12 protein-coding genes are annotated in these 15,805 nt (G+C 33.9%); 8 read left to right on the forward strand and 4 right to left on the reverse strand.

Annotation, left to right across the window (positions count from 1 at the left end; translation table 11 throughout):
• Nucleotides 1-198: 198 nt before the first annotated feature.
• The 5 genes from JYK00_RS07170 to JYK00_RS07190 all read left to right on the forward strand — a co-directional run bounded on the left by JYK00_RS07170 (nucleotide 199) and on the right by JYK00_RS07190 (nucleotide 5,984).
• The gene (locus JYK00_RS07170) at nucleotides 199-975 is read left to right on the forward strand and encodes a metallophosphoesterase family protein (protein ID WP_207566232.1); all 777 of its coding nucleotides are present in this window, start codon (nucleotides 199-201) and stop codon (nucleotides 973-975) included.
• Nucleotides 976-1,002: 27 nt separating this feature from the next.
• A complete protein-coding gene (locus JYK00_RS07175) occupies nucleotides 1,003-1,521 on the forward strand; it encodes a nitroreductase family protein (protein ID WP_207566233.1) in 519 nt (172 codons plus the stop codon).
• Between the two features lie 225 nt (nucleotides 1,522-1,746).
• Nucleotides 1,747-3,444, forward strand: a complete 1,698-nt coding sequence (locus JYK00_RS07180; protein ID WP_207566234.1) for a methyl-accepting chemotaxis protein — start codon at nucleotides 1,747-1,749, stop codon at nucleotides 3,442-3,444.
• Between the two features lie 96 nt (nucleotides 3,445-3,540).
• Nucleotides 3,541-4,974, forward strand: a complete 1,434-nt coding sequence (gene aglB, locus JYK00_RS07185) for a cyclomaltodextrinase (RefSeq protein ID WP_207566235.1) — start codon at nucleotides 3,541-3,543, stop codon at nucleotides 4,972-4,974.
• Between the two features lie 308 nt (nucleotides 4,975-5,282).
• Entirely contained in the window at nucleotides 5,283-5,984 is a 702-nt protein-coding gene (locus JYK00_RS07190; RefSeq protein ID WP_207566236.1) for a class I SAM-dependent DNA methyltransferase, read from the forward strand.
• On the opposite strand, the gene JYK00_RS07195 is transcribed toward JYK00_RS07190, so the two are convergent.
• The gene (locus tag JYK00_RS07195) at nucleotides 5,960-6,832 is read right to left on the reverse strand and encodes a DMT family transporter (RefSeq protein ID WP_207566237.1); all 873 of its coding nucleotides are present in this window, start codon (nucleotides 6,830-6,832) and stop codon (nucleotides 5,960-5,962) included. The two genes, JYK00_RS07190 and JYK00_RS07195, sit on opposite strands and share 25 nt — an antisense overlap.
• Nucleotides 6,833-7,052: 220 nt before the next feature.
• Here JYK00_RS07195 and JYK00_RS07200 point away from each other — a divergent pair, with 220 nt between their 5' ends.
• Nucleotides 7,053-8,246, forward strand: coding sequence for a DUF438 domain-containing protein (locus JYK00_RS07200; protein WP_207566238.1), 1,194 nt, complete (start codon nucleotides 7,053-7,055; stop codon nucleotides 8,244-8,246).
• 12 nt (nucleotides 8,247-8,258) lie between these two features.
• On the forward strand, nucleotides 8,259-9,917 hold the full coding sequence (gene hcp / locus JYK00_RS07205) for a hydroxylamine reductase (protein ID WP_207566239.1): 1,659 nt from the start codon (nucleotides 8,259-8,261) through the stop codon (nucleotides 9,915-9,917).
• 36 nt (nucleotides 9,918-9,953) lie between these two features.
• Here hcp and JYK00_RS07210 read toward each other — a convergent pair whose 3' ends face one another.
• Together JYK00_RS07210 and glnA are read right to left on the reverse strand one after the other, a co-directional pair.
• Nucleotides 9,954-10,619, reverse strand: coding sequence for a Crp/Fnr family transcriptional regulator (locus tag JYK00_RS07210; protein ID WP_207566240.1), 666 nt, complete (start codon nucleotides 10,617-10,619; stop codon nucleotides 9,954-9,956).
• A 105-nt stretch (nucleotides 10,620-10,724) separates the two neighbouring features.
• Complete coding sequence (glnA, locus tag JYK00_RS07215) at nucleotides 10,725-12,095, reverse strand: type I glutamate--ammonia ligase (protein WP_207566241.1); 1,371 nt, start codon at nucleotides 12,093-12,095, stop codon at nucleotides 10,725-10,727.
• A 190-nt stretch (nucleotides 12,096-12,285) separates the two neighbouring features.
• Between glnA and JYK00_RS07220 the strand changes: the two genes are divergently transcribed.
• A complete protein-coding gene (locus JYK00_RS07220) occupies nucleotides 12,286-14,805 on the forward strand; it encodes a WD40 repeat domain-containing protein (protein ID WP_207566242.1) in 2,520 nt (839 codons plus the stop codon).
• On the opposite strand, the gene JYK00_RS07225 is transcribed toward JYK00_RS07220, so the two are convergent.
• Complete coding sequence (locus tag JYK00_RS07225; protein ID WP_207566243.1) at nucleotides 14,783-15,805, reverse strand: potassium channel family protein; 1,023 nt, start codon at nucleotides 15,803-15,805, stop codon at nucleotides 14,783-14,785. The two genes, JYK00_RS07220 and JYK00_RS07225, sit on opposite strands and share 23 nt — an antisense overlap.

A 15,805-nucleotide genomic window follows, 5' to 3' on the forward strand; every position in this document is an offset into this window, starting at 1 on the left:
ACCCGAAGGGTGAGGAATCTTATAATTAGCGAGTGTTGGCGAGATTGGCGAGGTTAGCGAGGGTTAGTAGTTCCTTTTTGTCATTCCGAGGAGCGCATGCGACGAGGAATCTTATAATTAGCGAGATTTGCAAGCTCTATCCTGAGCATGGAGTGCGAAGGATCTTGCGAGAGTTAGTAAAAAAAGGAGCTGGGTAATATGAAAAGAATAGCTTTCATATCTGATATACATGGGAACATTGAAGCTTTGGAAGCAGTGCTAAATGATATCGAAAAGAAAAACATAGAGGAAATTTATTGTCTTGGAGATTTAGTAGGATATGGTCCGGAACCAGATGAAGTTATAAAAAAGATAAGAGAAAAAAATATAATCAGTGTTAAAGGAAACTATGACGATGCAGTTGGTAACGAAAAGTCGGATTGTGGTTGCTCATACTCGCCGGGGCGTGAAACAGAAATAGGTAATGAATCTTTGAACTGGACTATCAAAAATGTTACCAATGAAAATAAGGAATTTTTAAATAGTTTGCCAGAAACATATAACTTCGAAATAGAAGGTATAAAAGTTCTATTAGTCCACGGAAGCCCTTTAAATCCACTTTTTGAGTATTTGCATTCCAGAACTTCTTCAGATAGATTAAAAAAAGTAGTTGAAAGTACTGATGCGGAAATAATTATTTGTGGCCATACCCATCACATGCTGGCAAAACATCTTTCTGGAAAAAGTTTGTTAAATCCAGGAAGCGTTGGTAGAACAAAGGATGGTTTTTCAGGTGGCGCATCTTATCTTATAGTTGAATTTGACAGAGGTGTATATTCGTATTCTTTTGAAATTGTAAAATATGATGTGAAAACTACTATTGAAAAAATTATTAAGGCGGGTCTTCCAGAAGAACTCGCAATCATACTGGCTCTTGGTGAAACTTTCAACATGCGAAATTCTGAAAAAAAGAAAAATAATATGTTTTATATATAAATAATTTTTTTACCATGGGGGGATTTTATGGATTTTTTAGATGTTGTAAGGAAAAGAAGGAGTATAAGAAAGTTTAAAAACATTCCTATACCAGAAAAAATTATAGATAAAATAGTTGAAATTGCAATGTATGCACCAAGCGGAAGAAATTCAAAACCTGTGGATTTAATAGTGATAACAGAGAGAGACAAAATAAGAAAAGTCAAAGATTTCAGAAAAAGTGCTTACGGTTTTCTGGAAACGGCTCCACTTGCTATTGTAGTTGTTGCAAACAAGAACAGTACCACCTGGATAAACGATGCATCTATTGTTGCAATTTACATTCAACTTGCTGCGGTAAATTTTGGGCTTGGATCATGCTGGGGACACGCGCATGAGAGATTTTATAATGATGAAAGTGTTGAAAACAATATAAAAGAATTGTTGAATATTCCAGAAGAATACCGCGTGTTGTGTGTCATAGGAATAGGTTATCCAGCTGAAGAAAAACCCGAACATTCTTCTGAAGAAATTGATTTTAGAAAAATTCACACAGAGAAATGGTAAAAAATAAAAGCAACTAAACACGAAATTTTTTGCAAATTCAGTCTATTCCTTATTTTTTAATTTAATTTATAACATGGTTTTAAATTTTATTAACAAAATATGTGATATATATACATTAAAAAGTTATAAAATTTATCTATAAAACATTTGATTTGAGTTGTATAATTTTAAATTAAGGGACATGAAATGTCCGGTTTGTATGTAGAAAGGTTAGGAGGTAGGATTATGTTATTTAAGAAACTTTCCACATTGATTCTTTTCATAGCAGTTGTTGCTGTTGTTATTGCAGTAAGTGTGTCATTGATTTCAACATATGTTATGGTAAAAAAAGATGCTACGGATTTAAAACTCGACGCTGTGAAAAACATTGTTGATGCTGCATATGGTGTTATTGAGAAAATTTATAGTCTTGAGAAAAGCGGTCAAATTTCTCGGGATGAGGCTATAAAAAGAATAAAGACCGCAGTCAGTAGCATGAAATTTGAAGGTTCCAATTATGTGTTTGTCTTTAACGATAGATACATAGGAATTGTTCATCCTACTCTTGAGGGGAAAGACGGCTCAAAGATTAAAGATCCAGATGGTAAGCTTGTTCTTGTGGATCTTGTTGAAGGCGCGCGAAAAAACGGAGAGTTTGTGTATGATTATATCTGGGTAAAGCCGCCAAAAAATGTAGAAACTCCTAAAATTTCATATGCAAGGTGGTTTGAACCGTACAAGTGGATGATTGGTGCAGGTGTTTATATAGATGATGTTAGTGTCATAATTAGAAGTATTATTATGCCAATTATTTATATAGCAATAGCTGTAATTGCGGGAATTATTGTTATAATTTTGTTTATTGGTAAAAGTATTGGAAAAAGCGCAAATAAAGTTGCGACAATCACTGATGCAGTAGCATCAGGAGACCTTTCGAAAGAAATTGATATTTCAAGGAAAGATGAGCTTGGCATTATAGCTGATTCTGTAAATAAGATGGTTGAAAATTTAAAGGCAACTATGACCCAGATAAATGAGGCATCAATTCAGGTAGAAGAATCTTCGCAAAATCTTGCAGCAGTTGCTGAAGAACAGGAGGCATCAGTTGAGGAAGTAAATTCAACATTTGAAAAAATAGTTACAAACTCTCAAAACATTTCTGCTTCTCTTCAGGAAATAAATTCAAGTATCGAGGAAGTTGCAGCGAGCGCCCAGGCTGTTTCAAAAGCGGCGCAGGAATTATCTGAAAGATCAGGTGAGATAACAGATTCAGTGCGTTCAGGCACGCATTCTGTGGAAGAAGTTACAAATATAGTTGAGAGGAGTTATCAGGAAATACTTGAAACAGCTCAAACAGTTCAGGAACTCGCAAAGAGCGCACAAAATATAGGTGAAATTGTTGAGACAATCAATCAAATCTCAGAGCAGACCAATCTTTTAGCGCTTAACGCGGCTATAGAAGCTGCAAGAGCCGGTGAAGCTGGAAGGGGATTTGCAGTTGTTGCAGATGAAATTAGAAAATTAGCGGAAGAAAGTAAGAATGCAACTGCTGAAATTGCCCAGATACTTGGAGAAATTAAAAACGATGCAATTAAAGTAGACGAAAACACAAGAAAAACGGTGAAAAGTATTAAGGAAGCATCAGAGTTTTCAAGGAAAGTTAATGAACAGCTTAAAAACATTGAAAAAGAAATAATTAATATGGCGCATATGGTTGATAACGCAGCAGCTTCTGCGCAGGAGCAAAGCGCTGCAGCGGAAGAAATGTCGAGCGCTGTGGATGCAACTACGAGAACCCTTACAGAGGAAGTAACTGAAATTGAGAAGAGTAAAGAGATGCTCATTCAGCTTGAACAGGGAGTTCAGCAGGTTGCAGCGCTTAGCGAAGAACTTAACCATCTTGTTGAAACAATGAGAGAACAGGTTAAAAAATTTAAGTTGTAATAGTTTTTATGGAATGAAAAGGGGAAGGGAGCTTTAATGCTCCCTTTTTTAATGGTATAATGGGTAAAGAAAAAGGTTTGGGAGGGTTGATGATAAATGTCTATTCCAAAATATCCAATTCCTTCGTGGGTTTATGATTCTGTGGTTTATGAAATATTTCCAGAAAGGTTTGCTATTGGAAAAGGGAAAACTATAGAAGATAAAAGAAAATTGTATGAATCAAGGGGTGGAAAAATCGAGAATTGGGGTGTTCCACCAAAAGCGACTAAAAATCACGATCATGTTCGTGTATTTTACGGAGGAGATCTCTGGGGAATTGAAGAAAAGATAGAGTATTTAAAAGATTTAGGTATAAACACTATATATTTAACACCAATTTTTCTGGCAGAATCAAATCACAAATATGATACCATTGATTATTTTAAAGTGGATCCCCAGTTTGGTGGTATACTTGCTTTGAAAAAGCTTATTAAAAGTGCGCATAAGAACGATATTAGAATAATACTGGATGGAGTTTTTAACCACGTTGGAAAAAAACACGTATGGTTTGAAAAAGCTGTAAAAGGTAATAAGAAGTATATGAATCGCTTTATATTTTATGAAACTCACTATAGAGCATGGTGGGGAGCTCATTCATTACCAGAACTCCATTTAGAAGAGGTTGAAGTAAAAGATTATATATCACAAATTTTAAAAAAGTATCTTGAGCTTGGTATAGATGGATGGCGATTGGACTGTGGACATGATCTTGGACCTATGATAAACAGATATATAAATGCTACAGTGAAACGATTTTCATCAGAGAAATATCTTGTGAGTGAAATATGGACTTATCCATCGGGATGGGATATGGTGGATGGAATTATGAACTATCATTTTGGAAATACTGTTATAAATTATTTAACTGGAAAGTTGAAAAATGCAGGGGTTGAACTTGAAAAGGCATATAAAGAAACACCAAACATTCATGGATGCTGGAACATGCTCGATAGTCATGACACTGAGCGACTTGCAACAGTAATAAAGGATAAATTTTTGAGAAAAGTAGCGATTCTTTTGCAGTTTACCTATCCTGGAGTTCCTGTTGTTTACTATGGTACAGAAATAGGAATTGAGGGTGGTAAAGATCCTGAATGTCGTGCTACCATGGAATGGAACGAAAACAAATGGGACAGAGAATTAAGAGATTTTTATAAAATGTTGATAAAATTAAGAAAAACTGAATCAGCTTTGAGATTTGGAAGTTTTGAGCTTATGTCAAATGAACCTTTAGTATTTCTGAGAAAAGCTCCTATGGTACTTGATGATATTATAGTAATTGTGAATATTAACGAAGAAAAGGAGATAGCATTCTCTGTTCCAGATCATAGATTATTGAGTGGTACACCGTTTGTAGATGTATTTACTCAAGAAGAAAGCTACATAGTTGGAGGAGTATTGAAGGTTAAACTAGCAGCTAAATCATTTAAAGTTTTGAAAGTTTCAAATAAAGTGGTTAAGGGTTATGATCAGTATAAAAGAATATCGTGATTTAGCGAGGGTTAGCGAGGTTGGCGAGAGTTAGCAAGATTGGTAAAAAACAAGATTCTTCACATTCGTTCGGAATGACAAGTGAAAAAGCTCCTTCGTCGCTGGCGCTCCTCAGGAGGACATCCCCTTCGCTACGCTCAGGATGACAGGAAAAGAGGTTGTCATTCCGAGGAGCACATACGACGAGGAATCTTATAATTAGCGAGGTTGGCAAGACCTGTTCTGAGGAGTAAAATGACGAAAAATCTTACAAGTATTGTTGAAAGTTGGTAATAAGAAAAGGTTTAATTTAACCTGAGGTGATTTGTTTGAAATCTTATGAGTATTATAACAAAATAGCAGATTTGTATGATTCTATGTATGATAACAAAGAGTGGGATATAGTGAGAAAAGCTGTTAAAAGTTATATAGAGAATACAATTTCACCACATAATTTAGATGTAGTAGATATAGGTAGTGGAACAGGTTACTGGGCAGAATATTTCTTGAAACTTGGAAATAACGTAACGATTGTAGAACCATCTAAAAATATGCTGGAGAAAGCAAAAGAAAAATTGGGAGATAATGTTTATTATATAAATTCTACTGTAGAAGAGCTCAACGTTGAAGAAAAATACGATGTGGCGAACTTGCAGGGAGATGTTTTGAGTTATGTGGAAAATCTTGAAAAAGCAATGAAAAAACTTTCTGATATTCTAAAGCCTGGGGGTTACTTATTTGCCACAGTAGATAGTTTCTATTATATGTCGAAACTTGTGTTTAAATACGGAACATCAAAAGAAAAAGAATCATTTCTAAAAACTCATATTACAACAGTAGGCTCCCAATATGGTTTGTTTTTATCGAGGTGTTTTACATGTGAAGATATAAAAGCGCTGGAAAAATATGGTTTTGTTTTGCATGAGATACGAGGAGTTGGATATTGTAGTGACCTGGCATCAGAAATATCATTGTCGCAAAATACCATTTATAAAGCCGAACATATTTATTTTTCCCTTCGAAAACGATAGGAGAAATAATTGACTCCCCAGACTCCGGATATGATTAAACTCATTCCAAAAATATGTGAAAAGCCAATAGTCTCGTTCCTGAAAATTGCCCCCGCTATAACCGAAATAACCGTGGCAAGATTTGCAAAAATTGAAGATTGAGCAGGCGATACTTTAGAAAGCATGTAATTGACCAGAAAAAATGCAACAGAGGAAGACAAAATTCCAAGGTATAAAGCAGAAAGTAATACATTAGAATTGAGTAAAATTTTATAGTTTAACTCGTTATTTATTAAAGCAATAAGGTTGAAAAATATAGCTCCTATTATCATCATAAAAAAGGTAATTTCTTTTGGTGTAAATTCTTTAGAGAGAATTCTCGATGTAAAATTATATCCTACTGCTGATAATATAGCACCCAGTATCAAAAGATCACCAACCAGATTTCCCCGAAAACTGTTAAATCCCACAATAGTAAATACTCCGGTAAAGCTTAAAAATACAAACAAATAGTTGATACGAGGGACCTTTTCTTTTAATATTAGGGGAGTTAAGAATGTTATAAATATCGGAATACTTGCTATAAGGATTCCAGCTTCCGATGAGGGAACTTTTTTAAGTCCAAATGTTTCAAATAGAAAATAGGAAATTGGTTGAAAAAATGTTAAAATTAAAAGCTTAAGGTACCGTTTCTTTTTGAGATTAACGACTTTTATTAAACTCAAAAAAATCATTGCAATAGCAGCGAAAGTAAATCTCAACGCAATAAAATTCAGAGGAGTAGTGTAATCCAGAGCATTTTTTGTAAATAAAAATGAAAATCCAAAGATAAAAGACATAGAAATTCCAGCAATAATTACTTTGTACATATTATTCCTCCAGGCATATATAATTTATTTAAGTGATTATGTTCGCTATACTAATTATCCGAAAATATCAAGAATTTGTCAATAGTAAATTTCAGTTACGATAAAAGACGGCAGGCTTTAACTTGTGAAATCCTTCCTATTCGTAACAATTATTACAGACTTAGCTATAAAGGTATCGTATAATTAACTTAGAATATGCTAAGTATAAGGAGTTGAGATTATGAGTGAAATTTTTAGTAAAAAGGAGTATTTAAAAAATCTTATAAAAAGATCAAAACATGAAGATACTGAGCAGTTAAAACAGGAGTTAAGAAAAATTATAAGCCAGCTTTCTCCAGAAGAGATAGCGAAAGTTGAACAAGAGCTTATGGAAGAAGAAAATTTATCAATTGAGGATATTAGAAACGTATGTGATGTACATTTACAAATGTTTGAGGAGTATGTAGAAAAAGAGAAACTTGATGTTCCAGAGTGGCATCCAATCTTCATTCTTATGAAAGAGCACGAACATATACTTCATACGCTGGAAGGGTTAAGGAACATTTCTAAAGAGCTCAGTAAAATACAAGGTATTGATGAAGCTTTACCAAAACTTTTAAAATTATCGCAAACTATAGAAGAGTTGCACGCAGCTGAAAAGTATTTTTTAAAAGAAGAGAACGCGTTATTCCCGTATATTGAAAAACATGGAGTGGTTAAACCTCCTGCGATTATGTGGAAAGAACACGATATAGTAAGAGAGCTGAGAAAAAGATTGAAAAAGCTAAAAGACGAAAGAAATTTAGAAACTGTAAAAAAAGAATTATCGCAAATTGCTATAGAACTTTCTGAGCTTTTTGTGAGTCATGTACATAAGGAGCATTCTATATTATTTCCAACAGCTTTAAATTTGATATCTGAAAACGAATGGTATTTAATAAGAGAAGAATTTGATAAAATCGGTTATTGTTGTTATAAACCAAAACCATTTGGACGTAAAATTTCTGAGGAAAAAATTCTTATAGAAAATAGAATTAAATTTCCAAGCGGAGAGTTGACTCTTGAAGAGTTGAATGCTGTCTTAAATGTTCTGCCAGTTGATATATCTTTTGTGGATAAGAACGACGAAGTGAAATATTTCAACGAAACTGAGGATAGGATCTTTGTTAGAAGCCGGGCTATTATTGGGAGGAAAGTGCAAAATTGCCACCCGGAAAAAAGCATTGATATAGTTAATAAAATTCTTAATGACTTTAAAAGCGGCAAAAGAGACAAAGCAGATTTCTGGATAAAGCTCGGAGAAAAATATGTGTATATTCAATATTTTGCTGTTAGAGATAAAAACGGGGAATATCTTGGTACTTTAGAAGTTACTCAGGATATTGCCCCTCTCCAAAAAATTCAAGGTGAAAAAAGAATATATGATGAAAAGTAGGAGGTGGAAAGTATGTTTTGTTACCAGTGTCAGGAAGCTGCAAGAGGGATAGCGTGTGATATTAGAGGTATTTGTGGAAAAGAGCCTGAAGTTTCAGATTTACAGGATATGCTTATCTGGGTGACTAAAGGTCTTTCCTATTGGAATCTTAAAGCAAAAGAGTACGGTATCAAAGATGATGAAGTGAACTTATTTGTAGCTGAAGCATTGTTTGCAACCATCACAAATGTTAACTTCTCAGCCAAAAGAATTTCTCAGATGATTGACAAAGCGATTGAGTTAAGGGATAGAATAAAAGAAGAATTTCTGAAAGCTTACGAAAAGAAACATGGCAAAAAATTTAATGAAAAAGTGCCGGAACCAGCTGATTGGAGTACTCCTGGTGGAATGAGTGTTTACGAATTAAAAGGTGCAGAAGTTGGAGTATTGCTTGACAAAAATGAAGACATAAGATCATTGAAGCAATTTCTCATTTACGGGTTAAAAGGAGTAGCAGCCTATGCAGACCATGCCTATATATTAAAACATACTAATGATGAAATACTTTACTTTATTCAGAAAGGTCTGGTAGAAACATTGAGAAATGATATAACGGCAGATGAATTGGTGGGACTTATTCTTGAAACGGGCAAATATGCAGTCGAAGTAATGGCTCTTCTTGACAAAGCTAACACATCTACATACGGTCATCCAGAAATTACAAAAGTTTACACCGGTACTTACAACACTCCAGCGATACTTGTAAGTGGACACGACTTGCTGGATCTTGAAGAGCTTCTCAAACAAACAGAAGGTACAGGCATAAAGGTGTACACCCACGGAGAAATGTTGCCGGCTCACGCATATCCTGAATTGAAAAAGTATAAGCATTTAGCGGGTAATTTTGGAAATTCATGGTGGAAACAGGATAAAGAATTTGAGGAATTTGGCGGAGCAATTTTGATGACAACAAATTGTCTTGTTCCCCCGAAAGAAACTTATAAAGACAGAGTATTTACTACAGGTTTAGTTGGATTTGATGGGGTTACACACATACCGAATCGTGTAGATGGCAAACCAAAAGATTTTTCACCTGTTATACAAAAGGCGCTTGAGCTTGGACCAATTCCAGAAAGACCTGGTAAAGAACTAACAATAGGATTTGCACATGATCAGGTTTCAAAAGTTTTGGATAGTGTTCTGGAAGCAGTAAAAGCCGGTAAGATTAAAAAATTCTTTGTTATGGCTGGATGTGATGGAAGGCACAGTTCCCGTGAATATTACACAGAATTTGCTAAGAAACTTCCAAATGATACAGTTATTCTCACAGCTGGTTGTGCTAAATACAGGTACAATAAACTTGATCTTGGTGATATTGATGGAATCCCAAGAGTACTTGATGCTGGTCAATGTAATGATTCATACTCTCTTGCAGTTACAGCGCTTAAATTAAAAGAGATTCTCGGTTTAGATGATATCAATGAACTTCCTATTGAATACAACATCGCATGGTATGAACAGAAAGCTGTAGCGGTACTTCTTGCACTCTTATATCTTGGTGTAAGAAAAATAAAACTTGGTCCAACTTTACCAGCTTTCTTGTCACCAAATGTATTAAAAGTGGTAGCAGAAAAGTTCAATATTTCAACTATTTCAGATGTTGAAAATGATATCAAAACTATGTTAGCATAATCAAAAAGCGCGGGAAATTCCCGCGCTTTTTAACTATTAAAGTTCATTTATAAGTTGCTTGAGTTTTTCGATCTTCAATATTCTGATATTTCGACCTTCACGTTCTATGATTCCTTCCTTTTCAAATTCCGCAAAAACCCGCGAAAGAGCGGGCCGGGCACAGCCAAGAAATCTTGAAAGCTTTTCTTTGTTTATTTTCAAATAAATGTCTTTGCTTGAAGTTGCCTTTTTTAATAAAACATAAGCTACTTTTTCTTTTAATGTTTTGGTTGAAAGTAAAAAAAGTTTTTGAGATAAGATATGAAATTTATCGCCTATTTCATTGAGAAACTTCAAAAACAATTTTTTATTTTGCTGTAAAATCTCTAAGAAAGTGTCTTTTTCAATTGCAAGTATTCTGGCATTTCCTTCGGATATTATATTCACCGGGTAAAACGGTTCTGATGTATATATAAATCCTGGAGCGACAATATCGTAAGGTTCCAAAATATCCAGTTCGAGACTTTTACCACTTTCAGATACGTATTCTGCAACTACTTTTCCATCGACTATTATAAACACTTCATCGATTTCCTCACCCTGGGCTTTTATAAGCTCGCCGTTTTTAAACTTTAAAAGTTTAAATCCAGATTTATTTTTAAGAACAACTTCGTCGATGTTGTCGAAATACGGTATCTTTTTAATAACTGTAATAATATCCATAAATTTCCTCCTGGATTTTACAAATGTCTTCTAATAAATATTATATAACAAAAACTAAAAACCACACCGCATGTTATTGTGCGGTATGGTTTTTAGTGCCATATCTCAAGCATCAAAGTAATATTCAAATTCTGCTGGATGGGGAATAGAGTTAATTGAGCGAGCTTCCTTTATTTTTGCATTTGCCCAGTGTGTTAATAGTTCCTCAGGAAAAGTTGTCAAGTAGGAATTGTCATCTAAAAGGGCCTTACAGGCCTCTTCAAGATTTGCTGCAAGAGGCATAATTGTTTGATTATACGCATCGCCTTCAAATGGTCCAAATCCTTCAACAGTTGGATCTAAATTCTTTTTAATCCCGTCTATTCCTGCAAGAATCATGGCTGAAAAAGCAAGGTATGGATTACACGTGGCATCAATTGTTCTAAATTCTATTCTACGTTTTGCAGGATCTTTTACATATGCGGGAATCCTAATAGCTGCTGTTCTATTGGCAAGCGCAAACACTGCGTTAGTGGGGGCTTCAAATCCCGGTACAAGTCGTCTGTAAGAATTTGTTGAAGGATTGCTAAAAGCCATTACGGAATTTGCGTGTTTTAAAAGACCAGCAATGTAATTGAGAGCTGTTTTTGATAAATTATACACTTCGTTTCCATCAAAAATATTTTTGCCATTTTTTACAAGAAATTGGTGAACATGCATGCCGTTTCCAGCTTCATCGTAAAGTGGTTTTGGCATAAACGTTACTATGTAACCTAATTTATGAGCGATATTTCTTGCGACATGTTTTACTAACAAAGTATAATCAGCTGCTTTCAAAGCGTCTACAAAGTTCAATTCTATTTCTACCTGACAACTTCCCACTTCATGATGATGATATTTTACAGGTATTCCATATTCTAATAGTTTTTCCACTATTTTGTTTCTAATTTCCATGAGGGTGTCAAATGGGGGAATTCTATGGTAACCTCTCTTTTTCCCTATAAAGTATTCTCCGCTCTTTCCTGCATTCCAGAAACCTTCAGAACTATCTACATATAAAGAGATCTCGTTAGTGGAAACATTGTACTTAACATCTTCCAGTATATGGAATTCGTATTCCGGTCCCATAAAGACTTTATCTGCTACATTGTCGATGAGCTTTAAAGTACTTTTAAGTATAGTTCGAGGGTCATATGGACATGGTAATTTTGTTTGAGCATCGTAAACATCACAAATGATTGAAAGAACCTTTTCATTATCATATTCTTCAATGAAAAATGTTTCTGGATCAGGAATGAGTATCATATCACTATTGGTTACGTTTGCGTACCCAAGGTTAGAGGCGTCAAACCCAACTCCTTCATGAAATGTTTTTTCTGAAAAATTTGTTCGGGCAAGGGTTACATGTCGCCATCGTCCCCAGATATCAACTACTTTTAAGTCTATGAAGTTAATTTTTTCACTTTCTACCAATTTCACAATTTCTTTTGGATCCATGTCTCAACCTCCTAACAGTTTTTTAGTTTTTCATATCAAATGTAACATTATTTATCAATTTGAACAAATGCTATTTTCGAACATAATAGGAGTTGATTCCTATTTAGTTGTCGTGAATGTTTTCTAACTAATTTCTTCTTTTTTATGCTATATTTAAAGTGGATGGAGAATTTATCAAAGAAGGGATAGTATGAAAAAACTTTGTGTAATATTTTTTCTTTTTCTGATTATTTCTAATTTTTATGCGTCTTTTTCTTTTAACTTTGCCGGTCATTCAGGGGCTATATGGGATATAAAAATTTATAATGGTGAGGTTTTTACAGCGGGGGCAGATGGTGCTGTAAATATATGGAAATTTGGTTCTGATATTTTATTGCGAACAATATATTCAAATAGCTCCTGGACACGTGCTGTTGAAATAACCAATGACTATATTATAACCGGGGGTTATAAACCGGATAATAGTGTAAAAATATTTTCAAAAAAGGAAGGGAAACTGGTTAATACATTTTCGGATCATAAAGGCTCTATTTTTACACTTGCAACAGATGGATTATTACTTGCATCTGGTGGTTCAGATAACACGGTAGTTATAAGAAATTTATCAACAAATGGTATAGTGGCAAAGTATCACGCTCATTCCAGATGGGTTCGAGACCTTAAATTTTATAAAAATTATCTAATAAGCGGTGGTGATGATGGAAAAATTATATTTTTTGATTTAAACACTTTGAAAATTGATAAAGTAATTGAATTATCAGAAAAAGTTATTAAAATTTTAACTGTAAGCGATGTAGTATATGCTGTTACAGCAAAAGGTTTTGTATATGAAATCTCTCCCAGATTAAAAAAAGTATATTTTCAGGAAAATATTACAGCAGCTTTTATTAATTCATCAAATAGGCTGATTTATTTAGGAGATAATACGGGAATGCTTTACATTTTAAGTACAGATTTTAGGCTATTAGAAAGATTAAAAATATTAAGAGCAAGTATTACAAGTATTTCTGGTTTTAAAGAAATAATTTATGTTGGTGGTTCTGATGGAAAAATAAAGATGTATAACTTAAAGACAAACGGAATAAACTCGCTGCTTACAGGAACGTTTCAAATAAAAAGGATGTTTTATAAAGAAAATTTATTATATGTTGTGATGTCTTCAGGAAAGCTTATCGTATACAATGTTTTAAATGGGCTGATTTTAAAGAGAGCAGGTTTTGATGAAGTTTCAAATTTAGATATATCTGATAGTGTATTTTATTCAGACATAAACGGCAGAGTTTACAAATTTGGAGATAGAAACATTGAGATTTTTCAAACAGAAAATGAAGTAACACTTTTAAAATCAGTCAAAGGTAAATTGATAGTAGGGACTTATAAATATCTTTTCATTATTAACGAAGAAAGTAGTGAAATAGAAAATTATTTTGAAAGTGAAGGTAGCTGGTTTAATTCTTTTTATTACAATGGAAAATATTTTTTCTTTGGGACAACAGCTGGAGAAATCTTCGTATTGTCTGAAAACTTTGATCTGATATGGACTGAAAAAATTTCGAACTCTTTAATTGTGGGTTTTACGGGATATAACGAGTTGTTTGTAATAACTTTTGAGGGAAAAATATTTGAAATGAATTTTTCGCAAAGATTATTTAAAATAACAAAATCATTTGATGAAAATGTTTTATGTGAAACCTTTTTTGATGGAAAAATTGTTTTAGGTACTAAAAGAGGATTTTATATTTTGGAAAATGAAACATATAAGTTTATAAAAACAGAAGCTATGGTGGTTGCGCTGTCACATGGAGACAAAAAACTTTTTGTGGGACTTGCCAATGGAACAGTGGGTGTTTACGATATAAATTATAATCTTTCTCAAATTTTACGTGAAGGAGAAAATAAAATACTTGCTGTTGATGTGTCATCAAAGGGAGAATACGTTGTAACTGGTGGAGCTGACAACAAGGTTAAGCTATGGAGAATAGAAGGAAACAAGTTTAAACTTGAAAAAACCATGGCAGGTCATGATGACTGGGTTCGTTCGGTTATATTTGTAAAAGATAAATATATAGTTTCTGGCTCTGCTGATAACACTATAAAAATCTGGGATAAAAATTCTGGTAGATTGGTAAAGACTTTGTCAGAACATAATGGCTATGTCTGGGCTCTGGCGCACAAAAACGGTATTCTTTACAGCGGAGGCTGGGATAACAAAATTATAGCTCGAAACTTTGAGAGTGGTCAGATCTTATTTGAGGTTAAAACGAATTCAGCTGTTACTGATATAGTAATCTGGAAAAACTTTCTTTTTGCTTCAGAAGTGAATGGCGATATTGCGCGCGTAAATATAACAACAGGTGAAGTATCAGTATCAAACGTCTCTTCAAGTACTATATGGGATATAGATATTTACAAAAATTTCATCGTTTTTGGTGATGAAAAGGGTAAAGTGTTTGTTTATAGTGTGAACGACTTTAAAAGGATACTTGTCATAAACGCTCATAAGGCAACTGTATTTACAGTTAAAATATTTCAAAATGGGATAATCACAGCAAGTGTGGACAACACGTTAAAAATTTTCAATTTTGAAGGGAAGTTGATAAAAACATACAAAAGATTCACCCAGGCAGTATTATCTATAGCGGTTGATCCGGAAAGAAATGCTATAATAACAAGTGGTGGACTTACTCCTACACTTTTCCAGCTTCCCTGAAACTTTCAACATTTTCCTTTTTTCCAAGTACCATAAGTTTGTCATCAGGATGAATGGTAGTTTTGCCTGTTGGGGCAAATAATATATCTTCTGATCTTTGAATAGCTACTACCATCACATTATATTTTCTTGCAAGCTCCAATTCTGCCAGTGTTTTATTCACATATGGGCTGTTTGAAGGAATTAAAACTTCTTCGATTCTGTATGATTCATTTCCAAAAGCAACTATATCTAAGAAGTTTACTGTCTCTGGTCTTGTCGTAAGTCTTGCCATACGTGTTCCCGCTATTTCTGCGGCTGCAACAACTGTAGTGGCACCTGCATATATGAGTTTCCTTATAGAGGAAACATCAGATACTTTTGAAACAATAGTCATAGTCGCATTTAATGTTCGAGCGCTTAGGACAACAAATACATTCACAGAATCTTCAGGGAGGGTTGTTATTAAAGCTTTAGCTCGTTCTATTCCAGCAGATATCAGAATATCCTCCTCTGTTGCATCACCTATAACGTATGGAATTTCAACTTTGTATATTTCTGTCAACCTTTTTAAAAGTTCTTCGTTGGTATCGATTACTACAAATTTTTCTCTTTCTTTTAAAAGTTCTGAAATTACGTATTGGCCTGTTTTTCCAGCACCTACCACAATGATATGATCAGTCAATTTCTCAAGCATTTTTTTCATCTTCCTCCTTGCCATATAATCACGCAACTGTCCCTCAACAACAATCGCTGTTATGGAAGACACACCGTAGAGTACGACACTTATACCACCAAATATCAGAAAAGAAGTGAATATCCTTCCAAATTGTGAAAGATTTTGTGGCATTTCATAACCTACAGTTGAAATTGTGATTGCAGTGAAAAAAAACGCCTCCAGGAACGTCAATCCTTCAAAATAGTAATAATAAAACGTTCCTGAAAGCAATATTATAGAAACGATTATTAGAATTATTGTTATATGCCTTATAATAATATGTCCAACTTCTTCTTTGTTCAT

This window comes from Thermosipho ferrireducens, assembly GCF_017358165.1.
Classification (GTDB): Bacteria; Thermotogota; Thermotogae; order Thermotogales; family Fervidobacteriaceae; genus Thermosipho_B; species Thermosipho_B ferrireducens.